At 59.7% G+C, this 21,492-nt stretch carries 20 protein-coding genes and 1 pseudogene; 13 read left to right on the top strand and 8 right to left on the bottom strand.

The features are described from left to right. Positions 1–474 precede the first annotated feature (474 nt). The 3 genes from ACF8R3_RS13905 (at position 475) to ACF8R3_RS13895 (ending at position 3,909) form a co-directional block, all read left to right on the top strand. Positions 475–1,086: a trans-aconitate 2-methyltransferase gene (locus ACF8R3_RS13905; protein WP_058639291.1), complete on the top strand. Its 612-nt coding sequence runs from the start codon at positions 475–477 to the stop codon at positions 1,084–1,086. Between the two features lie 311 nt (positions 1,087–1,397). After that, positions 1,398–2,648 (top strand): MFS transporter, encoded by a 1,251-nt coding sequence (locus tag ACF8R3_RS13900; RefSeq protein WP_392515741.1) that lies wholly within the window; start codon positions 1,398–1,400, stop codon positions 2,646–2,648. Positions 2,649–2,655: 7 nt separating this feature from the next. Next, complete coding sequence (locus tag ACF8R3_RS13895; RefSeq protein ID WP_392515740.1) at positions 2,656–3,909, top strand: arsenic transporter; 1,254 nt, start codon at positions 2,656–2,658, stop codon at positions 3,907–3,909. Between the two features lie 41 nt (positions 3,910–3,950). Here the strand turns inward: ACF8R3_RS13895 and ACF8R3_RS13890 are convergent, their stop codons facing one another. Beyond that, positions 3,951–4,187, bottom strand: a complete 237-nt coding sequence (locus ACF8R3_RS13890; protein WP_230384416.1) for a hypothetical protein — start codon at positions 4,185–4,187, stop codon at positions 3,951–3,953. Continuing rightward, positions 4,187–4,531 carry a transcriptional regulator gene (locus tag ACF8R3_RS13885; protein ID WP_078478616.1) on the bottom strand — a complete coding sequence of 115 codons (345 nt, stop codon included), beginning with the start codon at positions 4,529–4,531 and terminating at the stop codon, positions 4,187–4,189. Before ACF8R3_RS13885 ends, ACF8R3_RS13890 begins: the two co-directional genes overlap by 1 nt. A gap of 248 nt (positions 4,532–4,779) precedes the next feature. Here ACF8R3_RS13885 and ACF8R3_RS13880 point away from each other — a divergent pair, with 248 nt between their 5' ends. Beyond that, a complete protein-coding gene (locus tag ACF8R3_RS13880) occupies positions 4,780–5,076 on the top strand; it encodes a hypothetical protein (RefSeq protein WP_058604601.1) in 297 nt (98 codons plus the stop codon). 18 nt (positions 5,077–5,094) lie between these two features. Here the strand turns inward: ACF8R3_RS13880 and ACF8R3_RS13875 are convergent, their stop codons facing one another. Then, on the bottom strand, positions 5,095–6,717 hold the full coding sequence (locus tag ACF8R3_RS13875; RefSeq protein ID WP_058639287.1) for a hybrid sensor histidine kinase/response regulator: 1,623 nt from the start codon (positions 6,715–6,717) through the stop codon (positions 5,095–5,097). Between the two features lie 115 nt (positions 6,718–6,832). Here ACF8R3_RS13875 and ACF8R3_RS13870 point away from each other — a divergent pair, with 115 nt between their 5' ends. Continuing rightward, on the top strand, positions 6,833–7,447 hold the full coding sequence (locus tag ACF8R3_RS13870) for a response regulator transcription factor (protein ID WP_058639286.1): 615 nt from the start codon (positions 6,833–6,835) through the stop codon (positions 7,445–7,447). 155 nt (positions 7,448–7,602) lie between these two features. Continuing rightward, on the top strand, positions 7,603–7,773 hold the full coding sequence (locus tag ACF8R3_RS13865; RefSeq protein ID WP_153302504.1) for a hypothetical protein: 171 nt from the start codon (positions 7,603–7,605) through the stop codon (positions 7,771–7,773). Between the two features lie 25 nt (positions 7,774–7,798). Here the strand turns inward: ACF8R3_RS13865 and ACF8R3_RS13860 are convergent, their stop codons facing one another. After that, positions 7,799–8,068, bottom strand: a complete 270-nt coding sequence (locus ACF8R3_RS13860; RefSeq protein WP_027915584.1) for a DUF6555 family protein — start codon at positions 8,066–8,068, stop codon at positions 7,799–7,801. Positions 8,069–8,199: 131 nt separating this feature from the next. After that, positions 8,200–8,373: pseudogene (locus ACF8R3_RS13855) on the bottom strand (general stress protein); the annotation flags it as partial. 319 nt (positions 8,374–8,692) lie between these two features. Between ACF8R3_RS13855 and ACF8R3_RS13850 the strand changes: the two are divergent. Further along, positions 8,693–12,832, top strand: coding sequence for a CheR family methyltransferase (locus ACF8R3_RS13850; RefSeq protein WP_392515739.1), 4,140 nt, complete (start codon positions 8,693–8,695; stop codon positions 12,830–12,832). 90 nt (positions 12,833–12,922) lie between these two features. Then, complete coding sequence (locus tag ACF8R3_RS13845) at positions 12,923–13,321, top strand: NUDIX hydrolase (RefSeq protein WP_078478620.1); 399 nt, start codon at positions 12,923–12,925, stop codon at positions 13,319–13,321. Positions 13,322–13,365: 44 nt separating this feature from the next. On the opposite strand, the gene ACF8R3_RS13840 is transcribed toward ACF8R3_RS13845, so the two are convergent. Then, positions 13,366–13,917 (bottom strand): ATP-dependent Clp protease proteolytic subunit, encoded by a 552-nt coding sequence (locus ACF8R3_RS13840; protein WP_058604595.1) that lies wholly within the window; start codon positions 13,915–13,917, stop codon positions 13,366–13,368. A 186-nt stretch (positions 13,918–14,103) separates the two neighbouring features. Between ACF8R3_RS13840 and ACF8R3_RS13835 the strand changes: the two genes are divergently transcribed. From ACF8R3_RS13835 to ACF8R3_RS13820, 4 genes are read left to right on the top strand one after another with little or no spacing between them, the layout of a single operon-like run. Next, the gene (locus ACF8R3_RS13835; protein WP_392515738.1) at positions 14,104–15,021 is read left to right on the top strand and encodes a DUF72 domain-containing protein; all 918 of its coding nucleotides are present in this window, start codon (positions 14,104–14,106) and stop codon (positions 15,019–15,021) included. Beyond that, positions 15,018–15,803 carry an endonuclease/exonuclease/phosphatase family protein gene (locus ACF8R3_RS13830; RefSeq protein WP_196127759.1) on the top strand — a complete coding sequence of 262 codons (786 nt, stop codon included), beginning with the start codon at positions 15,018–15,020 and terminating at the stop codon, positions 15,801–15,803. The genes ACF8R3_RS13835 and ACF8R3_RS13830 overlap by 4 nt, the downstream gene beginning before the upstream one ends. Beyond that, positions 15,800–17,002, top strand: a complete 1,203-nt coding sequence (clsB, locus tag ACF8R3_RS13825) for a cardiolipin synthase ClsB (RefSeq protein WP_196121814.1) — start codon at positions 15,800–15,802, stop codon at positions 17,000–17,002. The genes ACF8R3_RS13830 and clsB overlap by 4 nt, the downstream gene beginning before the upstream one ends. Next, entirely contained in the window at positions 17,002–17,955 is a 954-nt protein-coding gene (locus ACF8R3_RS13820; protein ID WP_078478622.1) for a lysylphosphatidylglycerol synthase domain-containing protein, read from the top strand. Before clsB ends, ACF8R3_RS13820 begins: the two co-directional genes overlap by 1 nt. Before the next feature lie 172 nt (positions 17,956–18,127). Here the strand turns inward: ACF8R3_RS13820 and ACF8R3_RS13815 are convergent, their stop codons facing one another. Together ACF8R3_RS13815 and ACF8R3_RS13810 are read right to left on the bottom strand one after the other, a co-directional pair. Further along, positions 18,128–18,352 carry a metallothionein gene (locus tag ACF8R3_RS13815; RefSeq protein WP_027915593.1) on the bottom strand — a complete coding sequence of 75 codons (225 nt, stop codon included), beginning with the start codon at positions 18,350–18,352 and terminating at the stop codon, positions 18,128–18,130. 2 nt (positions 18,353–18,354) lie between these two features. Next, positions 18,355–18,813 (bottom strand): phosphotransferase system, HPr-related protein, encoded by a 459-nt coding sequence (locus tag ACF8R3_RS13810; RefSeq protein WP_392515737.1) that lies wholly within the window; start codon positions 18,811–18,813, stop codon positions 18,355–18,357. 148 nt (positions 18,814–18,961) lie between these two features. Here ACF8R3_RS13810 and ligD point away from each other — a divergent pair, with 148 nt between their 5' ends. Beyond that, positions 18,962–21,463 (top strand): DNA ligase D, encoded by a 2,502-nt coding sequence (ligD, locus tag ACF8R3_RS13805; protein ID WP_392515736.1) that lies wholly within the window; start codon positions 18,962–18,964, stop codon positions 21,461–21,463. Positions 21,464–21,492 lie beyond the last annotated feature (29 nt).

The raw sequence follows: 21,492 nt of genomic DNA, 5'->3' as shown, positions 1-21,492 counted from the left end.
CGCAAAGAGCAAGCCTAACTATTACGGGCTTTCCGTAAGGGCACGCTAGACTCAAAGCGTTTTTTCTCGCTTTAGCGAAATATTCGAGCGGGAATTTCTCCTTTTTAATGCAAGCCTATTTTCGGGAGTCATAGGCTCTGCCGAGGACCTGAATGACCCATGCACCCCGTTTGCAGGCTAACAATTCACCCGTTTTTTCTCATGTATTCGCAGTCGTCCTCTCGCCAAGGGAGCAATCATCAGCAATATCAATGGGTTAGGGGCGAAGCGAAGCGATTCTCATAATTTAGCGACGGGATCACTGGTTTCCGGGGGCTGGTGACACGCTCAGTCCAACAAGCTTACCTACTATTTAACATAATACACATTATGCGCATCTAGGTATTTCCAGTTCGATACCACCCTGGGGTACATTCGAACCCACGAACCGCATACAGCGTCCTTCTGTAGACCGCTCACGGAAACTCTCTTCCCATGTCCCACCATCTATCAGCTGACCACATCATCGACCTCTACGATCGCCATGCATTCACCTGGCACCAAAAACGTGCCAATCACTTCACCGATCGCAAATGGATTGAGCGTTTCGGGGCCTTGTTGAGGCCGTCAGCAACTGTTTTAGATCTGGGCTGCGGCTCTGGCCAACCTGTGGCGCGATATCTGGTCGGAATCGGCGCTCGCATTGTGGGTGTAGATTCCTCCAACCAGATGCTGACCCTTTGCAGTGCACAGTTTCCTGAACAGCAATGGATTCACGCAGACATGCGCGCGCTTGCATTGGGACGCCAATTTGACGCGATCATTGCTTGGAACAGCTTCTTCCATCTCAAACCCTCTGATCAGCGCGGGATGTTCCCGGTTTTCCGTCGTCACGCGGCTCCAGGGGCGTTGCTCATGTTCACGAGTGGGCCTTCTTACGGTGAGGCCTTGGGTACATTCGAAGGCGAAACGCTGTATCACGCGAGTCTAAATGCCAAGGAATACGCCGATCAGTTGCGCATCAACGGGTTCGAGGTCGTCGATCACGTTGTTGAAGATCCAGAATCTGGAGGACTAACCGTATGGTTAGGGCGCCTCCTGCCCTAAACTAATATAACTACAGGTGATAACTACACTAAATATTCATTTAGTTTAGTTATAATTTATTACTCCGTATCGTTGTATATCCAGCCCTACCTTGCCAAGTTCTCATCTGATGATGCCCTGATGACCAGGCCTGTTATTTCATCCCTCACTGATTCTTGGCCTTCACCCCAGACAACTCAAATCCGCCTCTGGAACCTATTATCGCAGAGCACAGTCTTTGCCAATGACACCCCAGCATCAGTACTCGCCTGCCGTCCATCCCCCGGCCCACGCCAGCGAGATGGCTGCGTGGCCCTCTCGAGAGCACGTCCTTGGAAAACCCTAGGCAATCCGCCCCGTATCGCTCGCTAGACTGGTTGAACTTCTTCCTTGCCGATGTACGTGACGGACTTGGACCGTACCTAGCCATCTATCTGCTTGCCGTTCATCAATGGCAGCCCGCAAGCATAGGGCTGGTCATGACGATTGCCGGTGTTACTGCCCTGCTCGCTCAGACGCCCGCCGGCGCCCTGATTGACCGTACGCCTGCCAAGCGTGCCGTGGTGGTCATAGCGGCAGTACTGGTAACCGGGAGCTGTGTGCTGTTGCCTTTTATCACGTCATTTACCTGGGTCGCTATAACCCAGACTGTAAGCGCACTGGCCGGCTCCGTGTTCGCGCCGGCGATCGCTGCCATCTCACTGGGGCTGACCGGACCGAAGGCGTTTACGCGACGCGTAGGGCGCAATGAAACCTTCAACCATGCTGGCAATGCATTCTCTGCACTACTAGCCGGTGGGCTCGCCTACCTTTATGGCCCAGTAGTGGTGTTCTATTTGATGGCTGCCTTGACCGTGGCCAGCATCATCGCAGTAGCATGCGTGCCGGGCGCCGCCATCGACCACCACGTGGCTCGCGGCCTGGCCCATGGCCCGAACGATCAGGACAACCCGGCTGGCTTTGCGCTGTTGCTGCATAACCGCACCTTGCTGCTCTTCGCGATCTGCTGCGCTTTGTTCCACCTGGCCAATGCGGCCATGCTGCCATTGGTAAGCCAGAAGCTCTCCCAGGTCGACCTGCGCCTGGCCACGCCGCTGACCTCGGCCTGCATCGTGGCAGCCCAGCTGGTCATGGTACCCATGGCGCTGTTGGTCGGGGCGCGTGCCGAACAATGGGGGCGCAAGCCGTTCATGCTCGTGGGGTTCCTGATACTCCCGCTGCGCGGCGCCCTTTACACCTTGTCGGACAATCCCTTCTGGCTTGTAGGCGTGCAATTACTCGACGGCATTGGCGCCGGCATTTTCGGGGCGTTGTTCCCGATCATCGTCAAGGACCTCACCGAGGGCACCGGGCGGTTCAACTTCAGCCTTGGGGCGCTTACCGCCGTGTTCGGTCTTGGTGCGGCGCTAAGCCCTGGTCTGGCGGGGTTCGTCGTCCAAGCGGCGGGCTATAATGCCGCGTTCATGACGCTGGCCGGTATAGCAGCCTGCGCCTTCGTGCTTGTACTGGTCGCCCTGCCCGAAACCCACCCGCGTCAGGGCGATGCGCCCTCCTCCTCAATACCGTCAGCCGCCGGAAACTGAACCCTTCATGCACCTGAGCCAAACCTCATTGATCATCTGGATCGTCTCGGCCCTGGCTACCGCCGGCGTCATATTCCGACCCTTCAAGGTGCCGGAATTTATCTGGGCGCTGGGTGGCGCCATCGCACTCGTGCTGTTTGGGCTGATTGCGCCGATGAACGCTTTGGCCGCCGTGGCCAAGGGCGGCGACGTCTACCTGTTTCTGATCGGCATGATGGTTCTGGCCGAAGTAGCCCGTCAGGAAGGCCTTTTCGATTGGGTGGCCCGTTACGCCGTAGGACATGCCCGGGGCTCTGGCCAGCGCCTGTTCAATCTGGTTTTCTTGGTCGGCACTCTGGTGACCGTCTTTCTCTCGAACGATGCCACTGCTGTGGTGCTTACCCCGGCAGTGTATGCAGCCTGCAAGGCCGCCAAGGCTGAGCCCCTGCCCTATCTGTTCATCTGTGCGTTCATCGCCAATGCCGCAAGCTTTGTCCTGCCCATTTCCAATCCTGCCAACCTAGTGGTTTTCGGCAGCCAGATGCCGCCCTTGTGGGACTGGCTCAGGCAGTTCACTTTGCCTTCGTTGGCAGCAATCATGGCGACCTATCTCATGTTGCGCATTACCCAACGCCGCCAGGTCTGCCAACCGCTTGCCCTGACTGTGCAAACACAGCCTCTTTCAGCCGGTGCCCGTCTGTGTGCATGGGGTATTGCGCTGACTGCTTGCGTGTTATTGGGTGCTTCGGCACTGGACATACCCTTGGGCCTGCCTACCTTCAGCGCTGGTGTCGCGACCACCGCGCTGATTCATTTGCGCCAACGGCGCAGCCCGATGCCCGTTATGCGACACGTGGCCTGGAGTGTACTGCCATTGGTTGCGGGCTTGTTCGTATTGGTCGAAGCTGTGGCCCAGACAGGCGTGATCGAACACTTGGCGCACATGCTCATGACGCTGGAACAGCGGTCTCAGGCCGCTGCGAGCTGGACCGCTGGGGTCGGTGTGGCCGTGGCAAGCAACTTGATGAACAACCTACCGACTGGGCTGATTGCCGGCTCAATGGTTGATATCGCCCACCTGCCTCGGCAAACTACCGCCGCTTTGCTGATCGGCGTCGACCTGGGTCCGAACCTGTCCATCACCGGGTCCCTTGCAACCCTGCTCTGGCTGGTGGCGATTCGACGTGAAGGCGAGTCTGTCAGCGCCTGGCAATTCCTGCGCCTGGGTCTGCTGATCATGCCGCCAGCCTTGGCCGCCGCGCTGTTGGCCCTTATGGTCTGATTGCCGCAAAGACCCCGCTGCGAAATCAACTGAGCATCCGATCACTGCTCGCCGCTGCGCATGCGCTGTCCAGGTCCGCACCCGCGAGGAAGGTGGCATAGTGATCGTGAAGCGCAGGCACGCAGCGGGTAGTGGATCGGGTCTGGTACCCATCCGTCCTGCGCCACGTATTCGGGTGCGTAGACGAATTCGCCCAGTCTGCCCTTCAGGCTCAGGCGGCCGAGGGTGACTACTTGGCCGCTCTCGGGATGCTCCATGTAGATGTAGGCACGTTGCATCAGAACGCCTCAGGCTTGGGTTTGGGAAGGCGCACGCGTCGGGCTGAAAGTTGCTCAGGGTCATCCTCCAGCTGAACGAAACGGGCCATCTGGGCGCTGTGCTCAACGTCCTCGAGCGTTCGGAAGACCGTATCGTTGATGCCAAGCCGCCATAGCACCAGCATGAAGGAGCGCAGGTCTACGTGAGGCGAGCCCTGTTCGACCTTGCGCAACAGGTGCGGCGATATGCCAATAGCGGCCTTGATGTCCGCCTGCCGAATACCTAGCGCCAAACGCTGTGCCTTCACCAGCATGCCTACACGCGCGAGCATGTCGGCACAAGCCACGGGAAAGAAGTCTTGCATAATGCTCACCATCGTCAATTTTACGAGGCTTAAGACTTACGTCGGTTGCCTCTAAAATGAGAAACCAGACTCATAGAAGCGACTATAATCAACACTAACTAGTATAAGATCAATAGTTGTTGACTCTATATCTCGTATAAATTGATCAAGGCTCTAGTAGCCAGGTGCCATTTAGCACATCCGTCCTAATCGCTCCTCCCTTCAACGCACGCTATATTCCAGGGCTTTCATCGCCAAGGAAACCTCCCATGAGTCCTTTCAAGCTAATCGGCATTGCCGGTGCGCTGTTCGCCGTGGCCGGCTGCCAAACCGTCAAGCCTTCCGATGACACGCTGAAGAAGCGTACCGAGTTCGTACTCAATACCAAGGTCTCCAAAGTGGAAGATGTGCGCAGCGACAGCACCATCACGTACTACACCGCCACAACTGGCAAAGGGCGATTCGAATGCCAGATGCCCAGTGGCGCGCTGGTCGCTGCGGCCGGCATGGGCATCTATCAACCCACGCCCAGCTGCGTGAAAGAAGGCCAGACCGGACGCTTTTGACCGGCGCTATGGCCGCTTTCAATAACGGGGCGAGGTGGCGTTATCACAGAGCGTGCGCAACATGGCCCGCAATTCGACAGGGCGCACGGGCTTGGAAAGCACCGCGATATCGCGACCCTGTATTGCGACCTGTATTCGGTCCGGATCATGCCCCGTCATGATCAAGGCTGGTACAGCCCAGCCACGCTCGCTGCGCAGCCGCTCGATGCAATCGACTCCGGTGGCGTCCTGGCCAAGGTCATAATCGGCAACGATGACGTCGCAGTCCTCATTCGAAGCGGCAGCTGAACTATGGCCATCTACCTCGCATCCCCAGCGCTGCAACAGGGCCGACGTTGCTCTGAGCACGTTCTGGTCGTCCTCAATCAGGCAAACCCGCAGGCCGTTGAGCAAACCTGCAGCAGCCAGCTCTTGCTCAGGCGCTGCCCGTGTAGGGTGAGGCGTTATCTGCGGCAACCCCTTCAGGCTCACGGTGGTGCCGTGACCGGGTCGAGATCGCAGGTGCACCTGCACGTTCATCAGCCGCGCAAGCCGACGAACAATCGACAGGCCCAACCCGACGCCTTCGACGTCCTTGTCGCGCACTTGCCTGACCCGGTAGAACTCTTCGAACACCAGCGTCTGGTGTGCAGGTTCGATGCCTCGTCCCTGGTCACAGATCATGATGGCAAGACCATCCCGGCAGCGCCGTACACCTATCAACAGTGGCCGTCCCGATGCGTATTTAAGGCTATTGGACAGGACGTTCTGGACCATGGTCGTCAATATGCCGCGGTCTGCACGCGTCCAGTAGGGACAAGGCCGCACGCGTATCTCCACCCCCGCCCAGCGAGCAGCCTCGGCATGCTCACGTGCAAGGGCTTCGAGAAAATCGCCCAGAGCAAATGTTTCATAGCGCGGCTGCACGCGCCCGTTATCCAGGGTGTACAGGTCCAGAATCGACCGAAACAGCTGGGACACGTTCAGCAACGATCGGTCAATGCTGTCCACCAGCCTGCGTTCCTCCTCGCCCAGCCGCGCCTCGCGCAAACACGCCGTGAACAGACTGATAGAGTGAATGGGTTGGCGCAGGTCGTGGCTCGCCTGGGCCAGAAAGCGGGACTTCTCGCGATTAGCTGCAGCGGCCTGCTCCGAAGCTCGGCGCGTGCGTTCGAGCAGCAAGTGCGCATAGACGGGTATCACGGTACTGGTGGTCAGCAACATCAGCACCAGAAAAGGGTTGGCCTGCCAGTAAGGCGTCAGCCGGTACACCACTACCAGCGCGACCAGCGCCAGCCCGGTCGCAATGGCCAGGTATCGAGAGCCGAAACGCATGCCGTTGCCCAGGTTGACCCACACCATCACGGCATACAGCGGCAGCGCCGCTTCACCGCCGACCACCAAGCCGAAACAGGTGCCTGTGTAGTCGTGCACCATGCCCAGCACCCGGCGCCACGGATAATGCCCGGGCCAGCGTGCGATAGCCTGGCGCAGAAGCACCGATACCAAGAGAAAGACAAAGATGTAGACAACCACCGGCACGTAGAGCGCGGCAGAGCGGTCCAGCAGAAATACCAGCATCGCCACATAGGCGAACGCGCAACTGCCAACAATCAGACGCAAGTTCGCTTGATCGAGCTCGTTATTTTTATCCATGACCATGGCCGAAATCCTTATCATCAGGCGCCTTTGCTCCCATCACGGGGCAGCGCGCACGTGCCAGGGCTGCTACGTTAACATGGCCTGATCGACCTGCGGCCAAAGGGAGTTGCCAAGTGTGACCAGTCGAATAATCGTGGCGGACGACCATCCGCTGTTCAGGGAAGCCATGGTACGTACCGTCTGCCGTGTGCTGCCAAGCGCCTGCGTGGCCGAGGCCGGTAGCCTGGATGAGGTATTGCAGATTGCCAGCGTTGGCGAGGCTCTCGATACCCTGATCCTAGACCTGCGTTTTCCGGGCCTGGATTCCGTCAGCCGCCTTGCCCAGCTGAAACGCCAACTGTCGCGTACGACCTTGATCGTCGTTTCGATGGTGGACGATCCGGTCATCATCGACCAGGTCATGGCCTGCGGCGTGGATGGTTTCATCGGCAAAAGCCTGAGCGCCGAGCAAATGGGCGCCGCTATCCTTGCCGTTCGAGCAGGGGAAGTGTTGGTGCGTTACCTGCCTTCCGGCCTGCTGCCGATCGCCAATGCCGACGCGGGTACCGAGCACCTGACTCAACGCCAACAGGATGTGTTGCGTTTGATCGCACAGGGCAAGACCAACAAGGAGATAGCCAAAGCCCTGGACATCTCGCCCTTCACGGTGCGCATCCACGTCTCGTCACTGCTCAAGGCACTCAACGTCAGCTCGCGGACCGCGGCTGCCGTCAAGTACTCGGCCGGATAGCACCGTTGGTCAGACCCGCGCCTGCGCAGAGGGACTTCTACCCCTGCAGTGGCGCTCTGAAAAAGTGAGGGGTCTGGCAATGGCTGTTCCTCTCACTCCTGTGTTGGCCCGCCTTCGGGGCGGGCCTTTTTTCCAAACCAACGGAGGCGCATGCAGTGATCCAGAAACTTATGATGGGTGGCGGCAATGTCCAGGACGACTGGCCCGAGCTTGAACAAGAGCAGCGCAATGACAGAGTCGACGACCCCGACACTGACCCGGGCCTGACCGATGACGATCAAAATCGTCCAGGCGTACCTGCCAGCGACCCTGAGGCGGGTGTGTAATCAGGTAATGGAAGAGGTTGCGCAATCAGGCGGTGGTGGCAGGGTCTTCTAGAGACTGTCCGGGCTTACTGCCTGATAGGCGCCAAGTCACATCCGTGACGCCGTAGCGCTCAGCCATAGGCCGGCTGACCTTGCGGATCTTCTCGCGCCCGAATTTTGGGATGATGCCGATGCCGGCATCACAGCTCGCCCAGTGCCAGGCCTCGGCATTATCCAGACGTTCCAGACGAATGATGAAGGTGCGTGGCTCGCCATGGAGCCGGTAATCGATGATGTACAACTGGGGACTAGGCATCGCTGCACCCTCCTCTTTTGCGTGGATGACCCTGCGATGGAGTGCAGCGCGGCGCTAAAGATTCAATCGGATATGCGTCGTTGCCCCCCGACGGGTGCCCAGCACGGCCTCGGCGGGCACCTACGACAAGGTCAGCCGCGTGCTTCGCTCGTTACATGGCGCCCGCCGCCGTGGCTGTTCTGACCGCCCTTGCGTCCAGCCTGCGAGGCGCGCTCACGGTCATTGGCGAAGTTCCCACCTGAAACTTGGCCCCCTTTCTGCCCAGCGCGGGAAGCCTTTTCGCGGTCGTTGGCGAAGTTGCCTGGATTGGTTTCCTTGGTGCCGCCACGTTGACCGGTCGATCTCTGATCACGAGCCATTTCGTTTCTCCTTGCGGTTCTGGAAATGTGCAAGACATCAAGCCGTGCCCTTCATCGGAACCCGCGCGATAACAGGCTACTCAGTCCCATGGCATGGGTTGCAGACCGGTGGCGCGAAAAGATTCTCTGGCCGAACACTTGCGGGCCAGTCATTAGCGTCGCATCAAGGCACTCGCGAATATTCGAGCGCGTTGCCTATAATGGCGCTCCTCATGCCCCGCGACGTGTCGATGGGCTGTCTGTCAGGTCTGTACAGGGCATCGCCATGAAGTCGACCGTTAACCAGCCCGCCGCGCCGCATCCCTCTAACCTGAACCCTAGCCATCTCAATTTCCCTGTGGTGGGTATTGGTGCCTCAGCGGGGGGCATCGAAGCCATCTGTACCCTTTTCAGGCAGATGCCCGCCGACTCAGGCATGGCGTTCGTCATCGTGCTGCACCTGTCTCCAGACCATCAGAGTGTCGCTGATCGGATCATTCAGGAGACAACCAGCATGCCGGTGAGCCAGGTAACGGAACCGGTGCCGATCGAACGCAACCATGTGTACGTCATCTCTCCTGCCAATCGGCTATCGACCAATGATGGTTACCTGCGGGTAGCGCCGGCCAACAGGCGGCGCGGTGACCATGTGGCCATCGACCTGTTCTTCCGCGACCTGGCCGACGTGCATAAGGATCATGCCTTTTGCGTGGTCCTTTCCGGTACGGGCGCGGACGGCGCCGTAGGCCTGGCACGTGTCAAGGAACAAGGCGGCCTCACCCTGGTACAGAGCCCGGATGATGCTCAGTTTGACAGCATGCCTCGGGCGGCCATCGAGACGGGTCTGGTCGACGTGGTGCTCCCGGCGGCAGAGCTTGCCCAAAAGCTGATGGAGCTGTGGCACAACGCGCGACAGGTCAATCTGCCACGTATCGAAGACGATAGCCTACCGCCGGCGCTGGGTACCCGAGCCGGCGACCCTCAGGCGTGCAAACCTGTGCTGGAAGACATCTTGCTGCAATTGCGCAGCGCCACTGGTCATGATTTCCACCATTACAAGCGCGCCACTGTGCTGCGGCGTATCGAGCGACGTCTGCATGTCACGGGACAGGCCGATCTTCGAGCCTACCTGCACTACCTTGAGACCCATGAGGAAGAGTCGGCAGCGTTGCTGGCGGACATGCTGATCGGGGTTACTAATTTTTTCCGCGACCGCGAGGCGTTCGAGGCGCTTGAGCGTATCGTCATGCCCCAGCTGGCAAATGAGCCGGACCAAGGCGATAACCCAGCCGAAATTCGCATCTGGTCCGCGGGCTGTTCGACGGGAGAGGAGTCTTACAGCCTAGCCATGCTGACGTGCGAGCAGTTGGCCTTGGACCAGCGCGCCAACAAGGTGCAGGTGTTTGCCACAGACCTCGACGAGCGTGCCATTGGCCATGCCCGCACCGGCCTTTATCCAGAGTCCATCATCACCGATGTGCCACCCTCGCGTCTGCGCCAGTTTTTCGCCAAAGAAGACCAGCACTATCGCGTGCGTAAGGAAATACGAGAGAAAGTGCTGTTCGCACGGCATAACCTGCTGTCCGATCCGCCTTTCTCGCAATTGGGCTTGATCGTCTGTCGCAATCTGCTGATCTACCTGGACCGTGAAATCCAGCGGGATATCCTGCGCATGTTCCATTTCGCCCTGCGCCCGGGTGGCTACCTGTTTCTGGGCTCTTCCGAATCGGCTGAACTGGCTGGCGATCTGTTCGCGGTGGTGGACAAGCGTAATCGCATCTACCGGGCACGCGAGGTCGCCCATGCCGACACGCGTCCGGGGCGTCAGTTGCAAGGGACTGATCTGGGCGCTCTGAAGCAACCGGCCACCGCCAAAAGCAGAGCCCAGCGCAAGCCCTCTTACGCTGAGGTGCACCATCGTGCACTGGCCCGCCGAACCCCGCCGAGTCTGATCATCGACGGTGAGGGTACCCTCCTTCATCTGAGCGAAGGTGTCGGGCGCTACATGCAATTGGGCAGCGGTGAATTGAGCCGCAACGTGCTCAACCTGGTATTGCCCAGCTTGCGACTGGCGCTTCGCAGCACCTTGTTCCAGGCGCGCCAGGGCACCCATGCGGTCACCTCTCGCCCTGTGGACATGGGCGAGGAGGGTCAGCGCTGCCAGATCGAAATTACCGTGCAACCGCATAAGGATGAGCAAACGGCCGGCGAATACCTGCTGGTGGTGTTCGAAGAGCGTGCGCCCGATCTGTCATTGCCGTTAGTCGATGCTATTCGCCAGACCGACAGCATGGTGCTGAACAACCTGGAGCGAGAGTTGCAGCGCATGCGCGTGCAATTGCAGGAGACCATTGAGCAGTCGGAGCTATCCAGCGAAGAACTCACGGCCTCCAACGAAGAGATGCAGACAATCAACGAAGAGCTTCGCTCGGCCAGCGAAGAACTGGAAACCAGCAAGGAAGAGCTGCAGTCGATCAACGAAGAACTGTTGACCGTCAATTACGAGCTCAAGAGCAAGGTTGAGGAGACCGACAAGGTCAATGACTACCTGCGCAACTTGATCGCCAGCACCGACATCGCCGCCGTGTTCGTCGACCGCAACCTGCACATTCGCTGGTTCACCCCACGTGCGACCGACCTGTTCAACATGCTGCCGGTGGATACAGGGCGTTCCCTGCTGGACATCACTCATCGCCTGGACTACCCCGCCTTGGCCGATGATGCGCGCGCCGTGGTCAATGGCGAGCACATCATCGAGCGGGAAATCGGGGGCCAGGCCTACCACTGGTACCTGGCCCGGTTGCTGCCCTACCGTTCAAGCGAACAGAAGATCGACGGGGCCGTGCTCACCTTCATTGACATCAGCAAGAGTCGCGCGGCCGAGGAGCGGGTGCGACTTGGCGAAGAGCGCATGCGAGTGGTCGCTGAAAGTACCCACGACTTCGCCATCATCCTGTTGGATGAGCAGGGCCTGATCACTGACTGGAATACAGGTGCTGCATTGATCTTCGGTCATGAAAAGGCCGATGTCGTGGGCCGGCATTACCAGCTCATCTTCACCCAGGACGACCGCCAGCACGGCATCCCCGAGCAGGAATTACAGACAGCGCGCGCCAACGGCCGTAGCCAGGATGAGCGCTGGCACCTGCGCAAGGACGGGAGCCGCTTCTATGCCAGTGGTGAAATCTCGCGCTTGAAGGGCAACTCATTGCGTGGCTTCGTCAAGATTGCTCGGGACCTGACCGGGCACAAGCGCCTGCACGATGAGCAGAGCAAGCAACTGGCCGAGTCGCAAAGCAGCAGCCACATGAAGGATGAGTTCTTCGCCATCATGTCCCACGAACTCAAACACCCCCTTAACCTGATACAGCTCAACGCCGAGATCCTGCGTCGTCTGCCTTCGATCGCCCACGTCGCCGCTGCGAGCAAGGCGGTGGGCACCATTCGCGAGGCCGTGGCCAGCCAGGCGCGCATCATCGATGACCTGCTGGACGTTGCCCGTATCCGTACCGGCAAGCTCAAGCTCAAGACCGAAGCGGTAGACGTGGTTGCCATCATCGAGGGTATCCACGCGGTGGTCATCAGCGAGCAGCCTGACTCGGCGGTTGTGCTGGAACTGCCTGCAGACGGCTTGCCACTGTTCATCGACGGGGATAGCACACGCCTGGAGCAAGTGATCTGGAACCTGCTCAACAACGCCCTGAAGTTCAGCCCACCCGGCGGCACTATCCGGTTGTCCCTGAGCCATGACGACACGCAGGTTTCGCTCAGCGTGATCGACCAAGGCATTGGCCTTGAGGCAGATAGCCTGGAACACATTTTCGACCTGTTCAGCCAGGCGGCTTCGCCACTCGGGCATGCGGCGCGAGAGGGCCTGGGCATTGGGCTATCGCTGGTCCGTCAGTTGGTGGAGGCCCACGGCGGAAGCGTATGCGCGTACTCCGCCGGTCTTGGTCAGGGCTGTACGTTCACCGTCACCCTGCCCTTGTCCAAAAGCGGTAAAGGCGAGCGACTGGCCTGCCAGCAAACTGAACGCATGGGCCGGCTCGATGGCTTGCATGTACTGCTGGTGGATGACTCACCCGAGGTGCTCGACGTCATGCAACAGCTCCTGGAAATGGAGTGTGCGCAGGTGAGCGCGTTCGCTGACCCCCGCCAGGCGCTCGAAGCAGCACGGCAAACGGACTATGACGTCATTCTGTCGGACATCGGCATGCCAGTCATGGATGGCCATGCCCTGATAAAGGCTTTGCGAGACATCAAGCACCTGCAGCATACCCCGGCCATTGCCCTTACCGGCTATGGGGCAAGCGCTGATCAGCATCGGTCGAAGCAGTCTGGCTTTGATCGTCATCTGAACAAGCCTGTCGGCTACGACGAGTTGGTAGAGGCCATCGAGAGCCTCCACGGTTCGGTACCCTACTGACCGTTCGTCGGTCAATTGTTACAGTTTTATGACTTTTGCACGGTGCTCGGCGACTAACTCCTCATAGGAATGTGATTCGCCGGAGTACCCATGAAATCCGCCAAGCCCCGCGCAACCATCATCTGTCGGCATGGCAAACACGCTCATAAATGGCTGTGGGTTCGCAAGCCAAATGCCCCTTGGACGCTGCCAGGAGGCAAGGTAGAACCTGGTGAGACGCCGCTTGAGGCAGCCCAGCGCGAACTGCTGGAAGAGACAGGCCTGCAGGCCCACAATTTCACGCTGCTGATGCGCCACGAAACGCCACAACGCATGCATTATGTCTTCGAGGCCGAATTCGACGAAGCACCGCAGCCCTGCGCCTTGCATGAGATCGCTGACTACCAGTTCGCCCATTTCGAGCACGTCGGCACGCTCAAGCAAGACATCAAAAAATTGATTCGCTCTTTGCTCGAGTGCGACGCAGCTACCGCAGCGTCTGTGCGCTAACGCCCACTTTTACTGGCGGCTAATTCAAAAACGGGCGTGCCGCTCTAAGCGTGCACGCTCCATTGGCAGTCGCCCGCCTCTATCGGCAAGTCGTCGATTGCATGAATCATCCCGCTGTCCAGGGCTTCTTGTGGGCCAAGGATTCGCGGGGCCGCCATCAAGTAGCGCGGCACGTCAAGTGCCTGTGCTGCGCCCTCGGTGCGCTGCGCCACAATCTGCGCGTAAAGGCGCAAGTCATAATCCAGGCTCATGGCATATTCGGCCATGCGTGAGTGGTCGATGGAGCCGTGCAGCGTCCAGTGAAAGGGGTGGAAGAGGAACTTGCTGTGAGTGCACGCGGTGCGGTGCTCGCCGGCCAGGAACAGGATGTTGCCCATTGACTCGACCGTGCCCAGGTTGTGGGTATGCACACTGACCGGCAAGGTCCGCAGGTAGTTGTACAGGGTAAACCCGTAGCTGCACTCGCCGCCCATGGTGGCGACATTCAACTGCACCACTTCGGCCCCCTGGTTCACGGCCTTGGTGCAGGTGTTGATCAGATTGCCGCAGGTAGACGAGTTGATAGGGCCGGTGAAATGGATGATGTGTCGGGCCATGTGCACCTCCAAGAAGTGTCGATACAGAGCGTTGGTCACCACCCTGCCTGTCTAAAAGTGGCATCAAGCCTGCCCGCAAAGTTCAATTCCAGCCCTGCTCGCCACCACTGATCAACTGCGCCTGAACCCTCCTGCCGCTGCACTGGTCGCAATGATGAATGGAATGGAGATGCGATAGGAGGCAGCGTGAGCGAGGTACGCATTGGCATTTCAGGATGGCGATACGGTCCCTGGCGCAAGGACTTCTACCCCAAGGGGCTGCGCCAGGACGACGAGGTGGCCTTCGCGTCGAGGGCAGTCAATACCATCGAGATCAACGGCTCGTTTTACAGCCTGCAAACGCCCGAACGCTATCAAGCCTGGCATGACGCCACACCCGATGACTTCGTGTTCGCGGTCAAGGCACCGCGATACATCACCCACATCCGCAGACTCAAGGACATCGATACGCCATTGGCCAATTTCTTCGCCTCCGGGCCGCTCCTTCTCGGTAACAAGCTCGGCCCATTCTTATGGCAGTTCCCTGCCAACATGCGTTTCGACGCTGAGCGATTCGGTGAATTTCTGCAATCGCTGCCGCGTGACCGCGCCGCTGCCAGACGCAGCGCCAGTGGCTGCGAGCACCGCCTGCAAGGTAACGGCGGTACGCAGATAGGCGGCAATGCGCCGCTACGCCATGCGGTGGAAATTCGTCACGAAAGTTTCCTGTGCGAGCGCTTCGTGGAACTGCTGCGCCAGCACAACGTTGCCCTGGTGGTTGCCGACAGCGCGGGCAAGTGGCCTTACGTAGAGGACGTCACCGCAGATTTCATGTACATGCGCCTGCATGGCGACGTCGAACTTTACAGCAGCGGTTATACCGTCAGCGCACTGCGCCGCTGGAAGAAACGGATCCAACAGTGGCGTGAGGGGAGCCAGGCCGACGATGCACGCCTGATCGTACAGGGCCCTCCCCCCCGGCGCTCAACCCGGGACGTGTACTGCTATTTCGATAACGACCAGAAAGTCCACGCCCCTTACGACGCGCGCCGATTGCTGGAAAAGATGCACCTGGACCACGAGCTGATGACAGAGCCGGGCGCCGAGCCGGAGGTTGAACTGTGAACCCTACACTCCCCGCGCCAAGCTGCATCATCGACAAAGTCACCGCCGTGCACCGCCTGAACGTGCTGACGCTCAACGTGCACAAAGGCTTCACCTTCTTCAACCGCCGCTTCATCCTGCCGGAGCTGCGCGATGCGGTACGTGCCACGGGCGCCGACCTGGTGTTTCTCCAAGAAGTGCATGGCAGCCACCAACAGCATGCGATCAGCCACCCTGCCTGGCCGCAGGCGCCCCAGTACGAATTCCTGGCAGACAGCATGTGGCCGCAATTTGCCTATGGTCGCAACGCCGTTTATCCCCATGGCGATCACGGCAACGCCTTGCTCTCCAAATTTCCGATCGTGCGTTCGGAAAACCTCGACGTCTCAGTGGCGGGAAATGAACAGCGAGGCCTGCTGCACTGTCAACTGGAAGTACCCGGCCACGACGAAGTGCATGCAATCTGCGTGCACTTGGGCCTACGGGAGGCACACCGGCAGAAGCAGGTGAGTCTGCTGTTCGAGTTGCTCGACCGCCTGCCTGCCAAGGCGCCGGTGATTATCGCCGGCGACTTTAACGACTGGCGTCTGAAAGCAGATGCCGTGCTGTCGCAGCGCTTGATAGAGGCATTCGGGGAGCGTTTCGGCTCGCCAGCGCGCAGTTTTCCGGCACGCCTGCCGCTGCTTCGGCTTGACCGGATCTACGTGCGCAATGCCATGCCCCACGCTGCAAAGGTTTTATCCAACTATCCGTGGTCGCACCTGTCCGACCACGCCCCCCTGGCTGCGGAGATCAACGTGTGAAAAGACCTTGGGTCGATGGCAACAGCGTCGAGCTGCTGATCAATGGTGAGGCGTTCTACCCGCGGGTCTTCGAGGCCATGGGCCAGGCGCGCAATGAAATCCTGCTCGAGACATTCATCATCTACGAAGACAAGGTAGGCCATCAGCTGCAGCGTGCCCTGATCGAGGCAGCGCAACGCGGGGTCCGTGTCGAAGTGGTTGCCGACGGGTACGGCACCGCTGACCTGTCAGCCGAGTTCATCGCGGCGATGACCGAGGCGGGAGTAAGGTTTCACCTGTTCGACCCCCAGCCTCGTCTGGCGGGCCTGCGCACCAACCTGTTCCGCCGGCTGCATCGCAAGATCGTCGTGATCGACGGGGAGCGTGCATTCATTGGCGGCATCAACTACAGCGCCGATCATCTCGGCGACTATGGCCCCATGGCCAAGCAGGACTACGCCGTGGAGGTAACCGGGCCAGTGGTCGCGCAGGTGCATGCCGTCAGCCGTCGATTGATGTCGCCGGTGCTAGAGCCCCCAAGCGAGGTGCGCCCTGTCACCGACCCCACTGGCGACATCACTGCCGTGATGGTAGAGCGGGACAACGGCCAGCGCAGCACGGCTATCGAAACCTATTACCTCGAAGCGCTGCGTGGCGCGCGCAAGCGCATCGTGGTAGCCAACGCCTATTTTTTCCCGGGTTATCGCCTGTTGCGCGAGTTGCGTAACGCCGCGCGTCGCGGGGTTGAGGTGACCCTCATCATGCAGGGTGAGCCGGACATGTGGTGGGTGCGTACCCTGGCTCGCCTGCTCTACAACTACCTGCTTCGCGACGGTGTGCGGATCCATGAGTATTGCCGGCGCCCCCTGCACGGAAAGGTCGCACTGGTGGATGACGAATGGTCCACGGTCGGTTCGAGCAACCTCGACCCGCTGAGCCTGTCGTTCAACCTTGAAGCCAACCTGTTCATCCGCAGCCGTGCCTTCAATCAGCAGCTACATGACCACCTGCAGTCGCTGGCCAGCGAACAGTGCAAGACGGTCACCCTGGAGCGAATGATTCGCGGCTACTGGTGGCGGGCGCCACTGATCTTCTTGAGCTTCCACGTCATACGTCACTTCCCGCGCATTGCCGGTTGGCTACCTGCGCACCGCAAGCGCCTGAAAACGCCTGGGCAAGCCGTAGAGACCCAAGGCAACCTGCACGAGGGCAACACCTGATGGAACGAAAGCGTTGGCAAGTGTGGGCCAAGCGTCTGTTCACCGTCCTGTTCCTTATCCTGATCCCGGCGTTACTGTTCACGTTGGCGCGCAACCTGGATTGGAACGAGGTGCGTGAATCGCTGTTGGCCTACAAACCCGGCACATTGGCCGTCGGGTTGGTCATGGCACTGATGAGCTTCTTGATCTTTGCCAGTTACGACTTATTGGCCCGAACCTATACCGGTCACAAGTTGCCGGTCCGGCAAGTGCTGCCGATCGCCTTCGTGTGCTACGCCTTCAACCTCAACTTCACCACCTGGGTGGGCGGGGTTGCGTTGCGCTATCGGTTATACGGCAGGCTTGGGTTGGACACGCCCACCATCACACGCATTCTCACCTTGGGGCTACTGACCAACTGGATGGGCTACATGCTGCTGGCAGGCAGCGTGTTTGCCATGCGCCTGGTCGAATTGCCCGCAAACTGGGCGGTCGGCACCACTGGGCTGCAGCTCATTGGCTTCGCGCTGCTGGCCATTTCGATCGGCTATCTGCTGGCCTGCGGTTTTGCCAAAAAACGCACCTGGCGCTGGCGCGAGCATGAACTGACGCTGCCTTCACTGCGACTTGCACTGTGCCAGGTTGCCTTGGGCGCCAGCAACTGGGCAATGATGGCGCTGCTGATCTTCTGGCTGTTGCCAGAGCAGGCGTTCTATCCCTCCATCCTGGGGGTTCTGCTGATCAGTTGCGTGGCTGGGGTGGTGGCTCACATTCCGGCTGGGCTTGGGGTGCTGGAAACCGTATTCCTGGGCCTGCTTCAGGGGCAGATTCCACAAGGCAGCCTGGTTGCAGCCTTACTGGCCTATCGAACCTTGTACTACCTGATACCGCTGGTGTTGGCGGTCATCACCTACTTGGTGCTGGAAAAGCGCGCTAAGACCATGCGCCGGCAAGATACGCCAGCACCAACATAAAGGGGGGCGGTTGGTGGGTAACTCACAAAACTAGGCTGCTCCAAGCTCAGCACAGTCCCCTTGCAGGAGCGCCTCGTCAAGGCCGCTTCTATGGAATTCGCTCACTCTCTGAGACGGTTTAAGAGAGGTTGAACAGGCCGGGTCTGCCCAGGCAGACCCGGCTCAATACCCCTCACGGCGAAATAGGATCGCTCGCTGGGAAAGTCTCATCCAGCGCATTGTCCACACTGGTTTCCTTTTTCTGCTCAACCTTGCCACAGGTGCAGTCAGGCATGCGACATGGCTCGCCGTTACGGTGCCCGGTCGCACACGCTTCGCAGCAGTAGGCCTTGCCGTTCTGCGGCAAGGTGCTCACCGTGCAGGAACACTCGGTGCAAGCGCAGCGTAATTCGCTCATGATCAACTCCTTTCGTCTTCTTCGATTGCATCGTCAGTCCACGGTTTCCCGTCAAGCGGGTTGGTGCGGGCCAGTTCTGCTTCGTCAAGGCCTCGACCGCCGCCGATCTCGATCGCGTCTTTTTCGGTCAGCGCCTGATCGGCAGGGCCGCCGTCCCCAGGCTCATGGGGATCTCGAGCGCCGGTTTCGTCCAGCAGCGTGTCAGGGCTCAGATCATCATCGGTGACACCGTCCTCATGCAGGCTGTCGGTCAGCGCCTCGCCGCCGGTCAAGCCGCTCTGGCGCACCCGCTCTTCCGGGAATTCCTGCTCCACTTCACGCTCTGGTCGTTCATCACCTACCCGCCCCTGACGGTCATCAAGGCGATCACTGAAGTTCAGCTCATGCACACTGCCCATACGATCCTCGATGTCATCGATCTCGGTCGGGGTATAGGCTTTGGGTTCATCGGGTCTGGACATTACGCCTCTCCATCAGTTGGCTTACCCAAAGTCGACTGCTTTGTAGCCAGGAAGATTCAGAGTTTTACGCGGCCAGTGGCGGTTTTTTGAACTCCGGTGCCGTTCCCCGCCTCCCAAGATCAAGACAGCGCAGGTTCCGGAACCCCCCATGGCCAAGCCACTCGAGGAATACGCGCGCAAGCGCAATTTCAACGCCACGCCCGAGCCAAGCGGCAAATCCGGCCGCAGCAAAGCGGCTCATGCGTTACAGTTCTGCATCCAGAAACATGATGCCAGCCATCTGCACTATGACTTCCGGCTGGAGCTGGACGGCACGCTCAAAAGTTGGGCGATTCCAAAGGGGCCTTCCCTGGATCCGAAAGTCAAACGCCTGGCGGTGCATGTCGAAGACCATCCGCTCGATTACGCCACATTCGAGGGTCATATTCCGGAAGGTCACTACGGTGGGGGCGATGTCATCGTCTGGGACCGTGGGATCTGGGAACCCGACGGGGACCCGCATGAGGGTTACAAAAAAGGCAAACTGCGCTTTCGCCTGCAAGGCGAGAAGCTCGCTGGTATGTGGAACCTGTTCCGCACACGGCTGGCTGGCAAGAAAGAGCAGTGGATGCTGGTCAAGTCGAATGACAGCCAGGCCCGCAGCGAGGCCCAGTACAGCATTGTCGAGGACCAGCCCGACAGCGTGATCAGCGACCGCACTTTGGTTGCCAAGCAATCCGCCAAAACGGCCAAACCCGGCAAAGGCAAGCCTGCCCTGACCAAGCAAGCCGCCAGGTCCAAGCCCGCTGGGTTACCAGACCATGTGCAGCCGCAGTTGGCCACGTTGGTCGACTTACCCCCTTCGGGGGACTGGCGGTATGAGGTGAAGTACGACGGTTACCGCATCCTCGCGCGCATCGAGGGCGATGATGTGCGGCTCTATACCCGCAATGGCCATGACTGGAGCGCCAAGATGCCGGGCCAAATCGCTGCGCTACGCGCGTTGGGCGTGGACTCTGCGTGGCTCGATGGCGAGATGGTCGTCAATGACGACCAGGGGGTTGCAGACTTCCAGGCCCTACAGAACGCATTCGATACCGCGCATGACGAACAAATCACCTATTACGTCTTCGACCTGCCGTTTCTGGGCGGTCAAGATCTGCGCGCCCTACCCTTGCAGCAGCGACGCGACGCGTTGGAGCGCTTGCTTGAGCACAGCACTGCGGACAACCTCAAGTACTCTGCGGACTTCGACGAGCCGGTTGAAGCGTTGCTCGAGAGCGCCTGTAAGCTGGGCCTTGAAGGCTTGATCGGCAAGCGTGCCGACAGCAGCTATTCAGGCACGCGCAGCGCCGACTGGATCAAGCTCAAGTGCAAGCGGCGGCAGGAGTTTGTAGTGGTGGGCTATACCGACCCCAAGGGCAGCCGCAGTGGGTTCGGCGCCTTGCTATTGGCCCTGCACGACGACGCAGGCATGCTGCGTTACGCCGGCAAGGTGGGCACCGGGTTCAGTGCCACCACTCTTGACACATTGCACGCACAACTCGAACCCCTACAAACCGCCCAGCCTACTGTAGCCAACCCCCCCACTGGCGCCGAAGCCCGAGGGATACATTGGCTAGAGCCCAAGTTGCTGGCCGAGATCGCCTTTGCCCAGATGACCCGTGACGGCGTAGTACGCCACGCGGTATTCCACGGTTTGCGCGACGACAAACCGGCAACCGATATCGACCTGGAGCGTGCCATGCCGAGCAAGACCGTCCATCAGCGCAAGGCGGCCAAGAGCACCGAGACGCTGGGTGATCTGCGCCTGACCCACCCTGATCGCGTGATCGACCCTACCTCTGGCATGACCAAGCGTGACGTCGTCGAATACTACGCCCAGGTCAGCGAATGGATCTTGCCCCACCTCAAGAATCGGCCGGTTGCGCTTGTGCGTGCGCCAGACGGCCTCGCTGGGGAACTGTTTTTCCAGAAAAACGCGGGCCAGCTGCACATCCCAAACGTGCGTACGTACGGCAAAGAGGAAGCCGGCCAAGCCGCCATGGTCATCAACCGCCCTGACACCTTGCTGGGCGCCGTACAGATGAACATGCTTGAACTGCACACCTGGAATGCCACTGACAGGCAGTTCGACCGGCCAGACCGTTTCGTACTCGACCTGGACCCTGACCCGGCCCTGCCGTGGAAGGCAATGCTGGAGGCCACCCAGCTGACCCTGACCCTGCTGGACGAACTGGGTCTGAAGGTGTTCATCAAGACCAGCGGGGGCAAAGGTATCCATCTGGTTGTCCCGCTAACGAGAAAAGCGAGCTGGGACGACGTCAAGGATTTCAGCCACGCCATCGTCACCTACCTGGCAAAACTGTTCCCTGATCGGCTCACCGCAGTGTCCGGCCCCAAGAACCGTGTAGGCCGCATCTTCATCGACTACTTGCGCAATGGCAAAGGTGCTACCACGGTGTGTGCTTACTCGCTGCGCGCTCGCGAGGGCTTGCCGGTGTCGGTGCCGGTCTGGCGTGAAGAACTGGCACAGCTCAAGGGCGCCAATCAGTGGACCTTTGCCACAATAGGTGAGCGACTGGCCGATACCCAAGACCCTTGGGCCGACATGAGCAAGACCCGTCAATCCATCACGGCGCGGATGCGCAAACAACTTGGGCTCACGTGATGGGCGACGCCCAACGCGACAGGGAGTTA

The organism is Pseudomonas sp. FYR_7, assembly GCF_043106155.1.
GTDB classification, from domain to species: Bacteria; Pseudomonadota; Gammaproteobacteria; order Pseudomonadales; family Pseudomonadaceae; genus Aquipseudomonas; species Aquipseudomonas parafulva_B.
The sequence above is the reverse complement of the archived record's forward strand: the minus strand, read 5'-3'. Positions and strand labels throughout refer to the sequence as shown.